At 64.1% G+C, this 16,313-nt stretch carries 10 protein-coding genes and 1 pseudogene; 10 read left to right on the forward strand and 1 reads right to left on the reverse strand.

The genetic code is table 11. The features are described 5' to 3' along the window. Positions 1-39: 39 nt before the first annotated feature. From O987_RS07320 to O987_RS07335, 4 genes are all read left to right on the forward strand, one after another. Positions 40-1,041 carry a LysR substrate-binding domain-containing protein gene (locus tag O987_RS07320; RefSeq protein WP_034399746.1) on the forward strand — a complete coding sequence of 334 codons (1,002 nt, stop codon included), beginning with the start codon at positions 40-42 and terminating at the stop codon, positions 1,039-1,041. A gap of 167 nt (positions 1,042-1,208) precedes the next feature. Continuing rightward, the gene (locus tag O987_RS07325) at positions 1,209-1,649 is read left to right on the forward strand and encodes a hypothetical protein (protein ID WP_003057399.1); all 441 of its coding nucleotides are present in this window, start codon (positions 1,209-1,211) and stop codon (positions 1,647-1,649) included. Positions 1,650-1,926: 277 nt separating this feature from the next. Further along, positions 1,927-2,508, forward strand: coding sequence for an HD domain-containing protein (locus O987_RS07330; RefSeq protein WP_043376195.1), 582 nt, complete (start codon positions 1,927-1,929; stop codon positions 2,506-2,508). A 584-nt stretch (positions 2,509-3,092) separates the two neighbouring features. After that, the gene (locus tag O987_RS07335; RefSeq protein WP_144244986.1) at positions 3,093-4,544 is read left to right on the forward strand and encodes a sensor domain-containing diguanylate cyclase; all 1,452 of its coding nucleotides are present in this window, start codon (positions 3,093-3,095) and stop codon (positions 4,542-4,544) included. A 219-nt stretch (positions 4,545-4,763) separates the two neighbouring features. Here O987_RS07335 and O987_RS07340 read toward each other — a convergent pair whose 3' ends face one another. Further along, a complete protein-coding gene (locus O987_RS07340) occupies positions 4,764-5,897 on the reverse strand; it encodes a CaiB/BaiF CoA transferase family protein (RefSeq protein ID WP_043371325.1) in 1,134 nt (377 codons plus the stop codon). A gap of 184 nt (positions 5,898-6,081) precedes the next feature. Between O987_RS07340 and O987_RS07345 the strand changes: the two genes are divergently transcribed. The 6 genes and pseudogenes from O987_RS07345 (at position 6,082) to O987_RS07370 (ending at position 16,230) form a co-directional block, all read left to right on the forward strand. Then, positions 6,082-6,825 carry an SDR family NAD(P)-dependent oxidoreductase gene (locus tag O987_RS07345; protein WP_003057392.1) on the forward strand — a complete coding sequence of 248 codons (744 nt, stop codon included), beginning with the start codon at positions 6,082-6,084 and terminating at the stop codon, positions 6,823-6,825. 289 nt (positions 6,826-7,114) lie between these two features. Further along, positions 7,115-8,321: pseudogene (locus O987_RS07350) on the forward strand (acetyl-CoA C-acetyltransferase). Positions 8,322-8,338: 17 nt separating this feature from the next. After that, positions 8,339-10,498, forward strand: a complete 2,160-nt coding sequence (locus O987_RS07355) for a 3-hydroxyacyl-CoA dehydrogenase NAD-binding domain-containing protein (RefSeq protein ID WP_043371326.1) — start codon at positions 8,339-8,341, stop codon at positions 10,496-10,498. Positions 10,499-10,584: 86 nt separating this feature from the next. Beyond that, positions 10,585-12,303, forward strand: coding sequence for a GMC family oxidoreductase (locus tag O987_RS07360; RefSeq protein WP_043371327.1), 1,719 nt, complete (start codon positions 10,585-10,587; stop codon positions 12,301-12,303). A gap of 28 nt (positions 12,304-12,331) precedes the next feature. Beyond that, positions 12,332-14,761: an acyl-CoA dehydrogenase gene (locus O987_RS27545; RefSeq protein WP_051962135.1), complete on the forward strand. Its 2,430-nt coding sequence runs from the start codon at positions 12,332-12,334 to the stop codon at positions 14,759-14,761. A gap of 110 nt (positions 14,762-14,871) precedes the next feature. After that, a complete protein-coding gene (locus tag O987_RS07370) occupies positions 14,872-16,230 on the forward strand; it encodes a spinster family MFS transporter (RefSeq protein WP_043371328.1) in 1,359 nt (452 codons plus the stop codon). Positions 16,231-16,313 lie beyond the last annotated feature (83 nt).

Raw genomic sequence — 16,313 nt, forward strand, 5'->3', positions numbered from 1 at the left:
CCAACCATCCTGATTTTTGGGATGATTGAAAGGACTTGTGTGTCTCGTGTGCTCTACGACCTGGATGTGCTGCGCAGTTTTTCGACAGGGGTCGCGCTTGGCAGCTTCGCGCGTGCCGCGGACAAGCTGGGGCGCTCGACTTCGGCGATCAGTGCCCAGTTGAAGAAGCTGGAGGCCCAATGCGGCACGCCGCTGCTGCGCAAGGCCGGGCGTGGTCTCGAGCTCACAGAAGCCGGTGAGACCCTGCTGGCCTATGCGCACCGCCTGCTGGACCTCAATGACGAGGCCGTGGCGGCGGTCAGCGGCAGCCAGCTGCGAGGACTGGTCCGACTCGGACTTCAGGAGGACCTCGGCGAAGCACTGTTGCCGGCCGTACTGGGCCGCTTTGCCAGGGCGCATCCCCAGGTGCGCATCGAGGCCTGCGTGGCGCGCAGCGACGAGTTGCGTGCACGCTTTGCTCAGGGACAGCTGGACCTGGCAATGCTCTGGAATGTCGGCGCGGATCTGTCTGGCATCCATGCCGAAACCGTGATGCGTCTGCCCCTGCATTGGATAGGGCCTTCCGCGCCCGAGGTGCTGGACAGCCTTGGCTGCTTGCAGCCGGATCAAGAGGGCAAGCTGAAAACACTGGCTCTGGTGATGCTGGAAGAGCCTTGCCCGCTGCGCGAGCTGGTCACAGCCGTGCTGGAGCGAGCCGGGATTGCCTGGCGGCACGTCTTCAGCAGTGCCAGTCTCGGACCGATCTGGGCTGCGACCTCAGCGGGCCTGGGGCTGTCGGTGCGCACTCCCTTCGGCCTGCCGCCGCATGTGCGCAGCTACGCGCCAGAGGAAATCGGCCTGCCGCATCTGCCCACCATGGACCTGGTGCTTGGGCGTTCCCACTCTCTTTTGGAGCCAGCCGCAGAGCGCTTGGCTGCTTTGCTGGTCGAGGCCGTACGTGCGCACACAATCTTTCCGGCCACTGAGGCTGTGCCATCGCCCTTCAACGAGCTGAGACCCAAACCTAGCCTCCCTGATCCAGCGGCGGTCCAACCCGGTTGACAATGAGTTCGCAGTATCCGGTGCGTCGTGCTCGATCCTCTGGGAGACCACCCCGACCCGGCCCCTTGACGACGATTCATCGTGCCTTCAGGCAAAATCCAGATGATCGGGGCAAGCCCGGCGTCAGGTCTGCCGGGAAGCCCATCTTGAAGAAGGGAACAGCATCAATGGCACTGACGAAGAAGGGCGAGTTCTGGTACGGGACGACATCCGGCGACACCCAAGCCGAGCTGCGCAGCTACAGCGTTGCAAATCGCCATGAGGCCGTCCGGTTTGCCTCGTCCAAATGCAATTGCGGGTGCCGGACCTTTGCGCTGCAGACCGATGAAGAAGCCGGCGTGGCAATCCGCACCTGCACCGACTGCGGGCAGAAACACCTGATGGGCGACAGCGCGGACTACGTTGAAGAGGCCACCCCCGAGGCTCACGAGTGCGTGTGCGAGAACGAGGTGTTCGAACTGATGTCCGGCGTCTCCGTGTACGAGGGCACACATGACGTGCGCTGGTACTACATCGCTTGCCACTGCGTGGAGTGCAATCTGGTTGGGGTCTTCGCAGACTGGAAGTGTGAAGCGGGTGATGCGGCGGCCTTCCTCGCCAAGGTATGAGTACGCGTCCCCCGCAGAAGATCCTGCTCGCAGGCTCGAGCGGCCGAGGAGTGTCATGAGGTGGTTGGTGGACTTGGCTGTATCAATGACGACAATCGCCAGAAGCCGGCCATCAGCATCTGCCGCTTGAAACCAGATTCAGTTGCGTTTGGCTTTAGCTCTTTGCAAGTTAAATGCCAGGTAGCACGCCCACAGCCTTGCTTGAACGTCTCTGGCGGTTCAGCCGAGCTTTCGGTATGCAACGACCTGGGTGATGAGACGCTTTATAGAATCGGGCATGAATATCGACGACATCAAGGGCCGTCTAGCCTTTCTCCAGGAGGCTGAAAAGCTCAAGAGCGTGCTCCGAAGCTCTCACACCTCGACGGGCAGGGCGGAAAGCACCGCCGAACATACATGGAGCCTGTGCCTGATGGCTATGACCTTCGCGGACGAGCTTGCCGGCATGGACATGCTTAAGATCCTCAAAATGTGCATCGTTCATGATTTGGGAGAGGCCATTCACGGGGACATTCCAGCCATCGAGAAAAACCAGCATCCTGACAAGAGCGCGCAGGAAAAGACCGACCTTCTGCATCTGACCCGCTCTCTCGACGAGGCCCAGCGGGCCGACATCCTAGCACTGTGGCAGGAGTATGAGGACGCAGCCTCACCCGAAGCAAAAGCTGTCAAAGCACTGGACAAGCTTGAAACAATCCTTCAGCACAACCAGGGGATCAATCCGCCTGATTTCGACTACGAGTTCAATCTGAGCTACGGTCAGAAACACACAAGCGCCGATCCTCTGTTCGCATTGATGCGCAGCATCATTGATGACGCCACACGCCAGAGATTGGCCGAAAAAGCCAGTTCGCAGTGACTGCAATGGGTCGTTTTTCCCCTTTCCAGTCGCTGTAAGCGTTCAGCCGCTACAACGATGGCGCTAGCCATCGTCGCGGTGGTGCGAGTTAACGGCAGCCTCGACGCCGGGTCGCACCAACGTTGGCAGCTTACGATCCAAGAGCTTGCGATAAAGCCTCAGCGAGGGGTGCCGTTGCTCTGCCTATGACGGCAGCCATCCGGTTTGCGCAGCCGGTTGGTATCGGCGTCCCGGCGCTGACGTCGTTGTGCTGGCCTGCCCGCAGGCCTGTCTTTGTTGCGGGTTATCCCATCTCTCTTGAGCCGTTCTGGCAGTCCGCTTGCTTGCGGCATCGGCCGCAGGCAGACCGGCGGTCGCATGCAGGCGTGCCGCCGGCCGGTGCTGCCAGGGCCTGGCTCTGTTGCGGAAAACACAGGCAGAATGGGGAGCGCGCAGGCCAGTGCACGGTGTTGTCTCGCAAGAGCGCACCCGCTTGCCTGCATCGAAGAAATGTGACCGTCTCGCTCAAATACAGCAACGACATGAAACTATTTCGCAAGCCTGCTTTTGATCACAGCAACGTCGTTTCCCGTGCTCCCTTTGCAATGCTGCTGGTAGGGGGGATCATTGCGCTTTCGATGACGGCCATCTGCACCTTTGTTCTCTACCAGAGTCGGCTGGATGCCATGGCGCATGCGATAGAGACATCGCGCAATGTGGCGCTTCTTGCCGAAAACGACGTGGTGCGGAACTTCGAACTCTATGCGCTGTCGCTGCAGGCCGTGGTCGATGGGCTGAACGACTCCGAAGTCATGGGCGCCTCCCCGCATGTGCGCAACGCAGCCTTGTTCGACAAGGCCGCGACGGCCTCCTATCTGGGCTCCATCCTGGTGCTCGATGTGCAGGGGCGAGTGGTCCTGAATGCGGGCTCGGAAAATCCGCTGAGCGGGCATTACCTGGAGCATGATTTCTTCAAGGTGCATCAGGAAAGCCCCAACGTCGGTCTCTATGTGGGAGACCCTTATTCATCGACGCTGCATGGCGGCTCGCTGAGCATTCCGCTGAGCCGCCGTGTCTCCCATGCGGACGGCTCGTTCGCGGGCATTGTGCTGATCGATGTCCAGCTCGAGTATTTTCAGAAGCTGTTCTCCGCGCTTTCGCTGGGCAAGCATGGATCGCTGGCCCTGATCAGAAAGGATGGCGCCATGATGATGCGCCAGCCTTTCGATGCCAAGGTCATCGGGCGCAATATCCGCAATGCCAGCACCTTCAAGCAGTTCATGCAGGCGCCCGAAGGCAGCTTCTCGGACACCTCCTACCTGGATGGCGCGCAGCGCGCGTACTACTTCAAGAATCTTCCGAGCTTGCCATTCATCATCATGGTGGCGAAAGCGCATTCCGATATCTACGCAGTCTGGCGCCAGCGCGCCTTGCTGATTGCCTCCGTCATGGGAACGCTCACCATGGCTTTCATCGGTCTGTCCTTTGCGTTCGGAGTGCAGCTCAAGCGCCGCATGCGCGCAGAGTCCGAACTGGCGCTGCTGGCGCGTACCGATGGACTGACCGGCCTGAACAATCGCCGCAAGCTCGACGAGATCATCGAGCACGAGTGGCACAGGGCCAAAAGAAGTCACAGCGCCTTCTCGCTACTGTTCGTGGATATCGACTGGTTCAAGGCCTACAACGACACCTACGGACATCAGGCCGGGGATATGGTTCTGGCGACCGTGGCCAGATGCATTGCCAACAATATCCGGCGCCCCGAGGACAGTGCGGCTCGCTATGGGGGTGAGGAATTCATCGTGGTGCTGCCGGACACGACCCTGGATGGAGGCGCGCTGATTGCCGAGAACATCCGGGAGGCAGTCTCCGAGCTTGCGATTGCGCACACCGGAAGCGAATTCGGCTGCATCACGGTCAGCATCGGTTGCGCGGCCTGGGTGCCGGGCAAGGATCTGGACGTGCAGGAGGTCCTGCGTTCGGCCGACAAGGCGCTGTACGGCGCCAAGATGACCGGGCGCAACAAGGTCGTTCTATCCAGCTCGTCTGCGGCATAGCGCCACAGCCGCTCTGGTGACTTGGGGCTTGGCCTGCATGGCAGCGTCTACCCCGGCAAAGCAGGTTGCCTTAATAGTGATAGCTGCTATCGCTTGATATACATTGATTTCAATACGAAAAATACCTGAAATCTATTCATATAAAGCGATGGTAGCTATATTTTAAGTAGCTTTCATCCAGCGCACCGCTGGTCGCCTCGCCGATTGCCCGATGGTTGCTCAGGCACAGGCCTTGCTCTCGCGCAGCGCCGCTATATCGCTCTGGGTATAGCCCAGGGCGGCGAGCACGGCATCGGTGTCCTGGCCGATCCTGCTGCCCGGCGTGGGCCGACGCGCCGGGGTGCGCGAAAAGCGTGGCGCGGGTGCCGGCTGGCGCTGGCTGCTGCCTTCCACTTCCAGATCGACAAACAGCTGGCGCTGGGTGTTGTGCGGATGAGAAGGGGCTTCGGCCAGGCTTAGCACCGGGGCAAAGCAGATATCGCTGCCTTCGAGTTCCGCGCACCACTGTGCCTGGGTCTTGCCGCGTACCATCCCGGCCACGCGGGCCTTGAGTTCGGGCCAGTCCGCGCTCTGATACTGGCGCCTGGGGTCCACATCGGGCAGCCCCAGCTTCTGCAACTGCAAGGCATAGAACTGCGGCTCGATGGCGCCGAGGGTGATGTATCTGCCATCGGCGCACTCGAAGGCCTCGTAGAAGGGTGAGGTGTTGAGAAAGTGGTTCTGCGCGGGGTCGTCCTTCCAGTAGCCCATGGCGCCGCGCATCTGGTGCATCAGGCCGCTCATGGCCGCCACGCCGTCGATCATGGCGGCGTCCACCACCTGACCCCTGCCGGATTGGCGTGCCTCATGCATGGCGCACATGAGGCCGAACAGCAGAAACATGGCGCCACCCGCCATATCGCCCACGATGGTCGGCGGCAGCACGGGCGCCTGGCCGGGGCGCATGGAGGTGGACATCACGCCCGTCAGCGCCACATAGTTGATGTCATGGCCTGCGGCCTGGGACAGGGGGCCGGTCTGGCCCCAGCCGGTGACGCGGCCAAAGACCAGGCGGGGGGCGCGGCGTGCGACCTCCTCGGGGCTGAAGCCCAGACGCTCCATCACGCCGGGCCTGAAGCCTTCGATGAGCGCGTCGGCAGACTCGATCAGCTTCCAGGCGGCAGCGCGTCCGGCCTCGGACTTGAGGTCCAGCGCGATGGACTTCTTGCCCCGGTTCTGCGCCATGCGCGGGTAGCGGGATGCCGCCGCATGGTCGGCGCTGCGCTCGATGAGAATGAGCTCGGCCCCCATGTCGGCCAGCATCATGCCGGCAAAAGGGGCCGGGCCTATGCCTGCAAATTCGAGGACGCGCATTCCGGACAAGGGGCCAGCGTTCTGGCCCTGGGACGGTTTTTCTGTGCTCAAGTCGGTCTCCTGTGGTGTCTCTGACTTTTCTATCTTGTGGATCCCGCCGGTTTTGACCCCGTCCATTTGGAGTATGTCCGGGGCGCAGGCCGGGCCAACACTGGGCATTCCATATAAAAAAGGAGTGCAAGACATGTTCAGGCTGGATGGCAAAGTGGCGCTGGTCAGTGGTGCCGGGCGCGGCATGGGGTTCGGCATCGCGCAGGCGCTGGCCGTGCAGGGCGCGCATGTGGTTGTGAACGACTTTCATCAGGAGCGCGCCCAGAATGCGGCAAGTCAGCTGCGTGAAGCGGGATGGAAGGCCTCGGCCCAGGCGGCGGACCTGACGGACCGCGCCGCCATCTTTTCCATGGTCGAGCGCATCCAGGCCGAGGTGGGCGCGGTCGATATCTTTGTGCACAACGCCGGCATTCCGGCCCAGGGCTGGGGCTACACGCCGTTTCTGCAGTCGCCCGAGTCCGAATGGAATGCCTGGCTGCAGCTCAATCTGCACGGACTGATGCATGCCTGTCAGGCACTGCTGCCCGCCATGCAGCAAAAGGGCTGGGGCCGCATCGTGGCCATCAACTCCGACGCGGCGCGCACGGCCACGGGCATGGGGCTGTGCGCCTACGGGGCTGCCAAGGCGGCGGCTATCGGCTTCATCCGCAATCTCTCGGGCGAGGTAGGCCCGCATGGCGTGACGGCCAACGCCTTGTCGCTGGGCACCATGAACAACTGGGAAGGCTCGGAGAAGATCGCCAGAAAAGGCACTTCCGTGGGCCGGGCCGGCTCGCCCCAGGATGTGGGTGCGGCCGTGAGCTATCTGGCATCGACCGAAGCGGAATGGGTCAACGGCCAGGTGCTGCCGGTCAACGGCGGTGGTCTGGTGGCCTGAGCCCGACAGCCTTGCCCGCAGCCTTCCGGTGCTACAAGCTGGAAGGCCTTTTTTGTCACTCATGAGACCGCGGGCTGTGGCAGCGAAGGCGGCAAGGCCTCCGGTGCGGGCGTCCTTGCGGTGCAAGCCGGCTTTCGCGCCCGGAGAGGCAAGCCATGTGCCACCAGGGGCGGTTGCGACCGGTTTTTCTCATAGTCTGCCCCTAGTCCGAATCAGGTAGGTTGGGGAAAAAGCCGTATGGCAATCTGAAAAAGAACTCGATAACAACCTGGTGATGTGAGGAAAGCAGATGGAGGCATTGATCTTCGACCATGTCCGGACCCCCCCGAGGCAAGGGCAAGCCGGATGGAGCACTGCATGAGGTGACGCCGGTCTGGCTGGCGGCCCAGCCGCTGCAGGCTTTGCGTGAGCGCAACCAGCTCGATACCTCGGCGGTGGACGATGTGGTCATGGGCTGTGTGGTGCCCGTGGGCGAGCAGGGCGGCAATGTGGGCCGCATGGCGGTGCTGCAGGCCGACTATGCGCAGAGCGTGGCCGGCGTGCAGCTCAACCGCTACTGCGGCTCGGGCCTGGAGGCCGTGAGCTTTGCGGCGGCCAAGGTCATGGCCGGTCAGGCCGATATGACCATCGGTGCCGGCGTGGAGATGATGTCCCGCGTGCCCATGGGCTCGGACGGTGGTGCCTGGGCGCAGGACCCACAGCTGGCCAGCAAGACCTATTTCGTGATGCAGGGCATCTCGGCCGATCTGCTGGCATCGCTGCGCGGCCACAGCCGCCAGGATCTGGATGCGTACTCGGCCGAAAGCCATCGCCGCGCCGCCAAGGCCTGGGCCGAAGGGCGCTTTGACAGGTCGGTCGTGCCCGTCAAGGATTTTCTGGGCATGACGCTGCTGGAAAAAGACGAGACCATTCGTCCCGAAACCACGGTCGAATCTCTGGCCGCGCTCAAGCCCGCATTCACCGAAATGGGCCAGAAATACGGCTACGACAGCGTGGCGCTGCAGCGCTATCCGCAGGTCGAGCAGATTCAGCACCATCACCACGCGGGCAATAGCTCAGGCATTGTCGATGGGGCAGCGGCAGTGCTGATTGGCACGGCAGAAGCGGGAGCCAGGCAAGGCCTCAAGCCCCGTGCGCGAATCCGCGCCTTTGCCAGCATAGGCTCCGAGCCGACCCTGATGCTGGACGGCCCGGCCCATGCCGCACGCAAGGCCTTGAACAGGGCGCGCATGCAGGCTTCGGACATCGATCTGTGGGAGCTCAACGAGGCCTTCGCCACGGTGGTGCTGACCATGATGGAGGAGCTGGACATTCCCCATGAGCGCATGAACGTCAACGGCGGAGCGATTGCCATGGGCCACCCGCTGGGGGCGACGGGCGCCATGATTCTGGGCACGGTGCTGGACGAGCTGGAGCGAACCGGCAAGCGCACGGCACTGATCAGCCTGTGCGTGGCGGCGGGCATGGGCTCGGCCATGATCATCGAACGCGTGTGAGTGAGGAAGCAGACATCATGACAACGGAAATCATTCGCTACGCCGTAGACGGGGACGGCATTGCCACGCTGACGCTGGATTACCCCGGCAAGACCATGAATGTGATCGACCAGGCCTTCATGGACAGCCTGGAGGCCTGTATCGCACGCATGCAAGGCGACGACGGGGTGCGCGGCGGCATCATTACCTCGGGCAAGGACAGCTTTGTCGCCGGTGCCGACCTGATGGGCATGGAGGCCAATATCGACGCCATGGCGGACATGCCCATCGAGGAGCTTTTCGCCTCCTGCGCATCGCTGTCCAGGCTGCTGCGCAAACTGGAGACCCTGGGCAAGCCGCTGGTAGCGGCCATCAACGGCATGGCACTGGGCGGCGGCTATGAAATCTGCCTGGCCTGCCACCACCGCATTGCAGCCGATGCCCCCACGGTCATGGTCGGCCTGCCCGAGGCGCAAGTGGGCTTGCTGCCTGGTGCCGGCGGCACCCAGCGCCTGCCGCGCATGATCGGCATTCTGGCTGCCATGCCTTTTCTGATGGAGGGCAAGCAGCTGCAGGCCGTGAAGGCCAGGGAGGCAGGACTGGTGGATGAGGTGGTGGCTCCCGAGCAGTTGCTCGGCGCTGCCAAGGCCTGGCTGCTGGCCAGTCCCACGGCGGTGCAGCCCTGGGATGTGAAAGGCTTTCGCATTCCCGGTGGCGGCCCGCTGGATGCGCGCGTGGCCCCGGCTTTTGTGGTGGGCAACACCCTGCTGCAGGCCAAGACCTTTCACAATATGCCGGCGCCGCTGTGCATTCAGAGCTGCATCTACGAAGGCTGCCAGCTGCCCATGGACAAGGGCCTGCGCATCGAGAGCAAGTACATGGCAACGCTGTCGCGCAGCCCCGTGGCGCGCGGGATGATTCGCACGCTCTTCGTCAACAGGAGCAAGGCCGAGAAAGGCATGCACCGCCCTGCAGGCTTGGAGCCCTTCAAATGCCGCAAGCTGGGCCTGATAGGCGCAGGCATGATGGGCGCGGGCATTGCGCTGGTGGCCGCCCAGCGCGGCATTCAGGTGGTACTGATAGACCGGGATCAGGCGGCAGCAGACAAAGGAAAGCAGTACGCCGAGAAGGCGCTGGCCAGGCTGGTGGACAAGGGCCGCCAGAGCCGCGAGAAGGCCGACGCCATCCTCGCGCGCATCATGCCCGGCACCGATTACGAGCTGCTGCGCGATGCCGATATGGTGGTCGAAGCCGTGTTCGAAGACCGCGCCATCAAGGCCGAAGTCACGAAGAAGCTGGACGCTGTGCTGCCGCCAACCTGTGTGCTGGCCAGCAATACCTCGGCCCTGCCCATCAGCCTGCTGGCGCAGGCAAGCGAGCGGCCCGATCGCTTTATCGGCCTGCATTTCTTCTCGCCGGCCGACAAGATGCCGTTGGTGGAGGTGATTCGCGGCCGTCAGACCTCGGATGCCACGCTGGCGCAGGCACTGGACTTTGTGGCCCAGCTCAAGAAGACCCCGATTGTCGTCAATGACAAGCGCGGCTTTTTCACCAGCCGCTTCATCGGAGCGTTTGTGGATGACGCCATCGGCATGGTGGCCGAAGGCATTGCCCCGGCATTGATAGAGAACTGTGCCAAGCATGCGGGCATGCCCGTGGGGCCGCTGGCGATTACCGACGAGCTGTCGATCGATCTGTCCAAGCATGCGGGCGAAGCCCAGGCCAAGGAGTTCCCTGGGGAATACAAGCCAGGCCGTTCCGTGCCCGTGATCGGCAAGCTGTTCGAGCTGGGCCGTCTGGGCCGCAAGGTGGGCAAGGGCTTCTATGACTACGATGAAAGCGGCAAGCGCATCTGGCCAGGCCTGGCCGAGCATTACCCGCTGAAAGCCCTGCAGCCCAGCGCCCATGATCTCAAGCAGCGCATTCTCTATGTGCAAGCCGTCGAAGGAGCGCATGCCATGGAGGAGGGCGTGCTGCTGGCGCCGGCCGATGGCGACATCGGCTCGATTCTCGGCGTGGGATTTCCGGCCTACACGGGCGGCCCCTTCTGCTTTATCGACGGCATAGGTCTGCCGCAGTTCGTGGCCGAGGCCGACCGTCTGGCCGATCTGTTTGGCGAGCAACTGCGCCCGCCGCAGCTGCTGCGCGATATGGCGGCCAGGGGGCAGACCTTCTACGGCAAAACCGCCAGGGCCTGACCAGAGCCCAAAGGGTGGGCGGGCGCGCCCACCCGGTACCGGCTCGGCACAGTCACTCATCCAATAACAATCAATGGAGACAGGCCATGGAGGAAATCTTTGATTACATCGTCATCGGCGCAGGCTCGGCCGGTGGCACGCTGGCGGCAAGACTGAGCGAGAGTCGCGAGCACAAGGTGCTGCTGCTGGAAGGCGGCGCCAGCCACAAGGATCTGCTGGTGTCCATGCCCTCGGGCTGGGGCCAGATGATCAACAGCCCCCAGTATTCCTGGGGTCATGAGACAGAGCCCGAGCAGTACGCGGCCCATCGCCGCATCAGCCTGCCGCGCGGCAAGCGCCTGGGCGGGTCTTCGTCCATCAACGGCATGATCTATGTGCGCGGCGACCGGGCGGATTTCGACAGCTGGGCTGCCCAGGGGGCGGCGGGCTGGGGCTATGAGCAGCTGCTGCCCTACTTTGTGCGCACCGAGGACCAGCAGCGCAGCGAGGCAGAGTTCATCCAGCCCTGGCATGGGCGGGGCGGGCCGCTGACCGCCAACAATCTGCACCATCCGCACCCGGTATCGCTGGCCATGGTGCGGGCTGCGATTCAGGCGGGCCTGCCCGCCTGCCGGGATTTCAACAACGGCCATCCGCAGGGCGCGGGGCTATTTCAGGTCAATCTCAAGAATGGCCGGCGCTCGTCGGTGGCCAGCAATGCCATCGAGCCCGCCATGCAGCGGCGCAATCTGGATGTACGCATGCAGCTGCTGGTCACCGGCATCGGTCTGGACGGGCTGCGCGCCAGCACGGTGCACTGGAAGGACAGGGCGGGCGCAAGCCACGCTGCCCGTGCCGGCAAGGAAGTGCTGCTGTGCGCCGGTGCCCTGCAGTCGCCCCAGCTGCTGATGCTCTCGGGCATCGGCCCGGCCGCGCATCTGCAGGAGATGGGGATCGAGGTCAAAGTGGATCTGCCCGGAGTGGGGGCCAATCTGCAGGACCATGCGATTGTCCCCATGTCCTGGCGCATGAAGGCCGGCACGCCCAGCCTCAACCGCTCGCTGCGAGGCCTGGGTATTGGCGCTTCGCTGCTCCGGTACCTGCTGACCAGGCAGGGCGCCATGGCGATGCCGGCTTCGGAGTTTGCCGCCTGGTTCAGCAGCGATGCGAGCCTGCCCTACAACGACATCCAGATTCACGGCCTGCCCGTGACCGGCGATATCGAAGGCTATATGCAAAGCGGCAAGAACTACCGCACAGAGGCCTTCCCCGGCATGACGATGGCGCCCTACCAGGTGCGACCTTACTCGCGCGGCCAGCTCCAGCTCAAGAGCCGCCATCCCGAGGAGCTGGCCAGCATCCGCATGAACTTTCTGCACGACGAGCGTGACCGCAAAGCGCTGCTCCACGGTGTACGCATGGCGAGCACGATTGCCCGTCAGCCTGCACTGGCCGGAATGATCGAAACGCAGACCCGTCCGACGCCTGATCTGCAAAGCGATGACGAGCTGCTGGACTGGATCTCCATGTACCTGGGCTCGGGCCATCACGCCAGTGGCAGCTGCCGCATGGGCGATGCGGCCGACCCGCTGAGCGTGGTCACGTCCGACCTCAGGGTCAAGGGCGTGCAGGGTCTGCGCGTGATCGATGCCTCGGTCATGCCGCATCTGGTGTCGGGCAACACGAATGCGGCCTCGGTGGTGATCGGCGACAAGGGTGCCGACCTGGTGCTGGGCCTGACGCCGCCTGCCAACAGGATGTCGGATATGTCCGGCGCAGCGGCCGCTGCGCTGTCTGATGGCGCAAGAGCCGCCGCCGTGGCCTGAATATTGGAAGATTGGGTGGAGACAGAAGATGAACTTCGATTTCAGTGACGACCAGAATGCCTTGCGCAATGAGATTCGCAAATTCCTGACCAGGGAGTCGCCGCTGACGCAGGCGCGTGCCTTGCTTGAGGGCGAGGGCGAGCATGCCCAGAGCGTTTGGAGCGGCATGGCCCAGCTGGGGGTGACCAGCCTGATGCTGCCCGAGGACTGCGGCGGCATAGGCCTTGGTGCCATGGAGATGTGCGTGGTGGCCGAAGAAGTGGGCCGCCAGCTCAGCCCCGTGCCCCTGGCTTCGACCATGTATCTGGCGGTGCAGGCCGTATTGCTATCTACACAGGAGCATTCTGCGCAGCGCCCGCGATGGCTGCTGCCGGTTTCTGGCGGAAGCATTGGCTGTCTGGCAGCGCCTGCCGACGGGCAGGTCCCTCCATCCGGTCTGCCCCTGTTTGACGGCAAGACCTTGAAGGGCGACTGCCCGCTGGTGGCCGACGGCATGGCCGCGCAGTGGGGCGTGGCGCTGGCGCGCAGCGCGACGGGGGTGCAGGTGCTGGTGGCCTTCAGGTTTGACGGCTCGGTGCGGCGCGAAAAGCTCAGGACGCTGGACCCTTCCAAGCCCTATGCCCGCCTGAGTTTTGACCATACGGAGGCAGAGCAGCTGGACGGCAGCCGCAGCGCTGCCGAGGTCATGCGGCGAGTGCGCAATCGCGCGGCCGTGATGCTGGCCTTTGAGCAGCTGGGTGCGGCCGATGCCGCGCTGGAGATGGCCAGCAGCTATGCCAGGGAGCGCAAGGCCTTTGGCCGGCCCATTGGCTCCTATCAGGGCATCAAGCACAAGCTGGCCCATCTCTACACCAGCAACCAGCTGGCCCGTGCGCATTGCTACTACGGCGCCTGGGCGCTGACTTCGGACATGGCTGCGGCCGATGGCGCGCCCGAGCTGGCGGGCGCAGCCGCAGCAGCACGCGTGAGCAGCACCCAGGCGCTGTCGGACGCTGCACAGGAAAACCTGCACACCCACGGCGGCATGGGCTATACGTGGGAGCTGGACTGCCACCTGTTCTATCGCCGCGCGCGTCAGCAGGCCGTGGAGCTGGGCAGTATCCATGCCTGGCGCGAGCAGGTCGCGGCCGAGTTGCAGCAGCGGCTTCTCGCAGCTGAGCCTGAGGCGCCTGCAAAGAGCGCGAAGCAGGCCGACAGCCAGTCCATGGATTTCGAGGACACGCCCGAAGAGGCAGCATTCCGCGCCGAATGCCGCGCCTGGCTGCAGGCCAATGCCGAGCCCAAGGCCAGCGCCGACGACTATTTCGGCCGCGACATGACGGCCGCGCAGCGCCTGGAGGCGGCCCGGGTCTGGCAAGGCCGGAAGGCGGCAGCAGGCTTTGGCGCCATCACCTGGCCCAAGGTGCTCGGCGGCCGTGGCGGCACGCCCATGCAGGAGCTGATCTGGCGCCAGGAGGAGGGCAAGGTCAAAGTGCCAACGGGCATGTTCAATGTGAGCCTGGGCATGGTGCTGCCATCGGTGATGGCACATGCCAGTCCCGAAGTGCTGGGCCAGCATGTGGCCCCGGCGCTGAGCGGCAAGAACCTCTGGTGCCAGCTGCTGAGCGAGCCAGGCGCGGGCTCCGACCTGGGTATGGTGCGCACACGTGCCGAGCGCGCGACCGATGGCCGCGAGGGCTGGATCATCAACGGCCAGAAGGTCTGGACTTCGCTCGCGCAGTTTGCCCAGTGGGGCCTGGTGCTGACCCGTTCCGATTCGCAGGCCAGCAAGTTCGAAGGGCTGAGCACCTTCTTTCTGGACATGCATTCGCCCGGCATTACCGTGCGCCCGATTCGTCAGGCCGGCGGCGAGTCCGAGTTCAACGAGGTCTTCTTCGAGGATGTGTTCGTGCCCGACCATCAACTGGTGGGGAAGCTGGGCGGTGGCTGGAAGGTCACGCTGACGGGCTTGATGGCCGAGCGCCTGGCCATTGGCGGCGTGATGCCCGCCGAGCTGTGGCGCACCACGGCAGGCTTGCTGGCCGATCTTCGCTTCGAAGGCCGGCCCGCACTGGAGGACGGCCGCCTGCGCGAGCGCTGGGCCGATCTCTATCTGAAAGAGCAGGCGCTATGGCTGCTGCAATGCCGCGCACTGACGGCGCTGAGCAAGGGGCGCCAGCCCGGCCCGGAAATGAGCGGCGCCAAGAACGTGGCCGCTGCCGCGCTGCAGTCCTTCAGCTACTTCGCTATCGACTTGCTGGGCCAGCGCGGCGTGCTGACGGCCAGCGAACTGGCGGCCAGCGGATTGGGTGAGCGCTTTGCAATGGTGGAGCGTCTGTGGTTTGGCTCTGCCGGCATGCGCATTGCGGGCGGTACCGACGAGGTGGTGCTCAACAGCATTGGCGAGCGCGTGCTGGGGCTGGCCGCCGAGCCGCGCAGCGACAGGGATGTTCCCTTCTGCGAACTGCTGGCCCGGTGATCCGGTGCGGCGCAGCAGCATGTGCTGTGCCCTTGTGCCCGGCTCTTGTGCCGGGGGCAAGCCTTCATTGATTCAACGTGGCGCAGATCACGTTCTTGAGGAGACAGGAAATGAGTGCATCTGCTGCGACCCGCGTGTCGCAAGCTGCTTCGGCCCATCGGCAGCCGCTTGGCAACGTGACGGGCTGGCGACGTCACTATCTGCTGCTGGTACTGCTGCTCGTCTATGGCGTGAGCATGATCGACCGCCAGATCATGGGGGTGCTGATTCAGCCCATCAAGCAGGAGATGGGGGTTTCGGACAGCGCCATGGGTTTGCTCACGGGTCTGGCCTTTGCGCTGTTCTACAGCATTCTGGCCGTGCCTTTTGGCCGCCTTGCCGACCGTTGCAACCGGCGCAACCTGATTGCCTGGTGCTGCGCCGGATGGAGCATGGCCACGGGGCTGTGCGGCATGGCGATGGGCTTCTGGAGCCTGACGGCCGCGCGTGTGGGCGTGGCGGTGGGAGAGGCGGGCAGCACGGCGGCATCGACCACCATGATCGCCGATGTCTATCCGCCCGAGCAGCGCAGCCGCGCCATGAGCGTGTTCAGCCTGGGCCCGCACCTGGGCTCACTGGTGGGGCTCGGCGTGGGCGCCTGGATCGCCCAGCACTACGGCTGGCGCTCGGCTTTCCTGTGGCTGGCCTTGCCTGGCGTGCTGGTGGCCCTGCTGCTGCGCCTGACCTGCCGTGAGCCCGAGCGGGGGGCTCAGGACGGGCGCCCGGCGGCACAGGCAGCCGTCGAAAAATTTGGCGATGTCATGGCCGCGCTGGCACGCAACAAGGCGTTTGTGGGCCTGGGTCTGGCCAGCATGCTGATGGCGTTCTCGGGCTATGCGATCGGCATGTGGAACACGGCGTTTCTGGTCCGATCGCATGGTCTGCAGCTCAAGGATGCGGGCGCCATCATGGGCTTCATCGGCGGGCCTGCAGCCATCGCTGGTGCTTTGCTCAGCGGCTGGCTGACGGATCTCATGGCCAGGCGCGACAAGCGCTGGCAGGTGGGCATGCCGATTCTGGGTACGCTGATCTCGGTGCCGCTGGGGCTGGCCTTCTATCTCAACACCTCGCCCCAGAGCTGGCAGCTTGCGGGGCTGCAGATTCCCCATGCCGTGGCCTTCTATGGCCTGTTTGCCATCTTCTCCAGCTTCTGGGCGGCGCCAGTGTTTGCGGCACTGACCAATGTGATCGCAGCGCATCGCCTGGCGACCTCGCTGTCCATCTACAACCTGCTGCTGACGGCTGTCGGCGGCGGCCTGGGGCCGTTGGCGGTGGGACTGCTCAGCGATGCCTTCACTGCTGGTTACGGGCAGGAGTCAATGCGCTGGGCGCTGGTCTGCATGCTGGCGTTCTATCTGCTGGCGGTGGGAATCTATGTCTGGGTCATCAGGCACTACGCGGCGCAGCTTGCAGCAGGAAAGACGGCTTGAGCGGCATTGCAGCAAAGCTGCCCCAGGGTTGGCGCTCTTGGCAGCACAGGCCGTTGGGTCCGAGCATTGGCGCGCCAGTGACC

Source organism: Comamonas testosteroni TK102 (genome assembly GCF_000739375.1).
Classification (GTDB): Bacteria; Pseudomonadota; Gammaproteobacteria; order Burkholderiales; family Burkholderiaceae_C; genus Comamonas; species Comamonas brasiliensis.

Bases quoted from the DNA above. Each gene is read 5' to 3' on its own strand.
- O987_RS07325 (WP_003057399.1), top strand. From the start codon at position 1,209: ATGGCACTGACGAAGAAGGGCGAGTTCTGGTACGGGACGACATCCGGC.
- O987_RS07330 (WP_043376195.1), top strand. From the start codon at position 1,927: ATGAATATCGACGACATCAAGGGCCGTCTAGCCTTTCTCCAGGAGGCT.
- O987_RS07335 (WP_144244986.1), top strand. From the start codon at position 3,093: ATGCTGCTGGTAGGGGGGATCATTGCGCTTTCGATGACGGCCATCTGC.
- O987_RS07340 (WP_043371325.1), bottom strand. From the start codon at position 5,897: ATGCGCGTCCTCGAATTTGCAGGCATAGGCCCGGCCCCTTTTGCCGGC.
- O987_RS07345 (WP_003057392.1), top strand. From the start codon at position 6,082: ATGTTCAGGCTGGATGGCAAAGTGGCGCTGGTCAGTGGTGCCGGGCGC.
- O987_RS07355 (WP_043371326.1), top strand. From the start codon at position 8,339: ATGACAACGGAAATCATTCGCTACGCCGTAGACGGGGACGGCATTGCC.
- O987_RS07360 (WP_043371327.1), top strand. From the start codon at position 10,585: ATGGAGGAAATCTTTGATTACATCGTCATCGGCGCAGGCTCGGCCGGT.
- O987_RS27545 (WP_051962135.1), top strand. From the start codon at position 12,332: ATGAACTTCGATTTCAGTGACGACCAGAATGCCTTGCGCAATGAGATT.
- O987_RS07370 (WP_043371328.1), top strand. From the start codon at position 14,872: ATGAGTGCATCTGCTGCGACCCGCGTGTCGCAAGCTGCTTCGGCCCAT.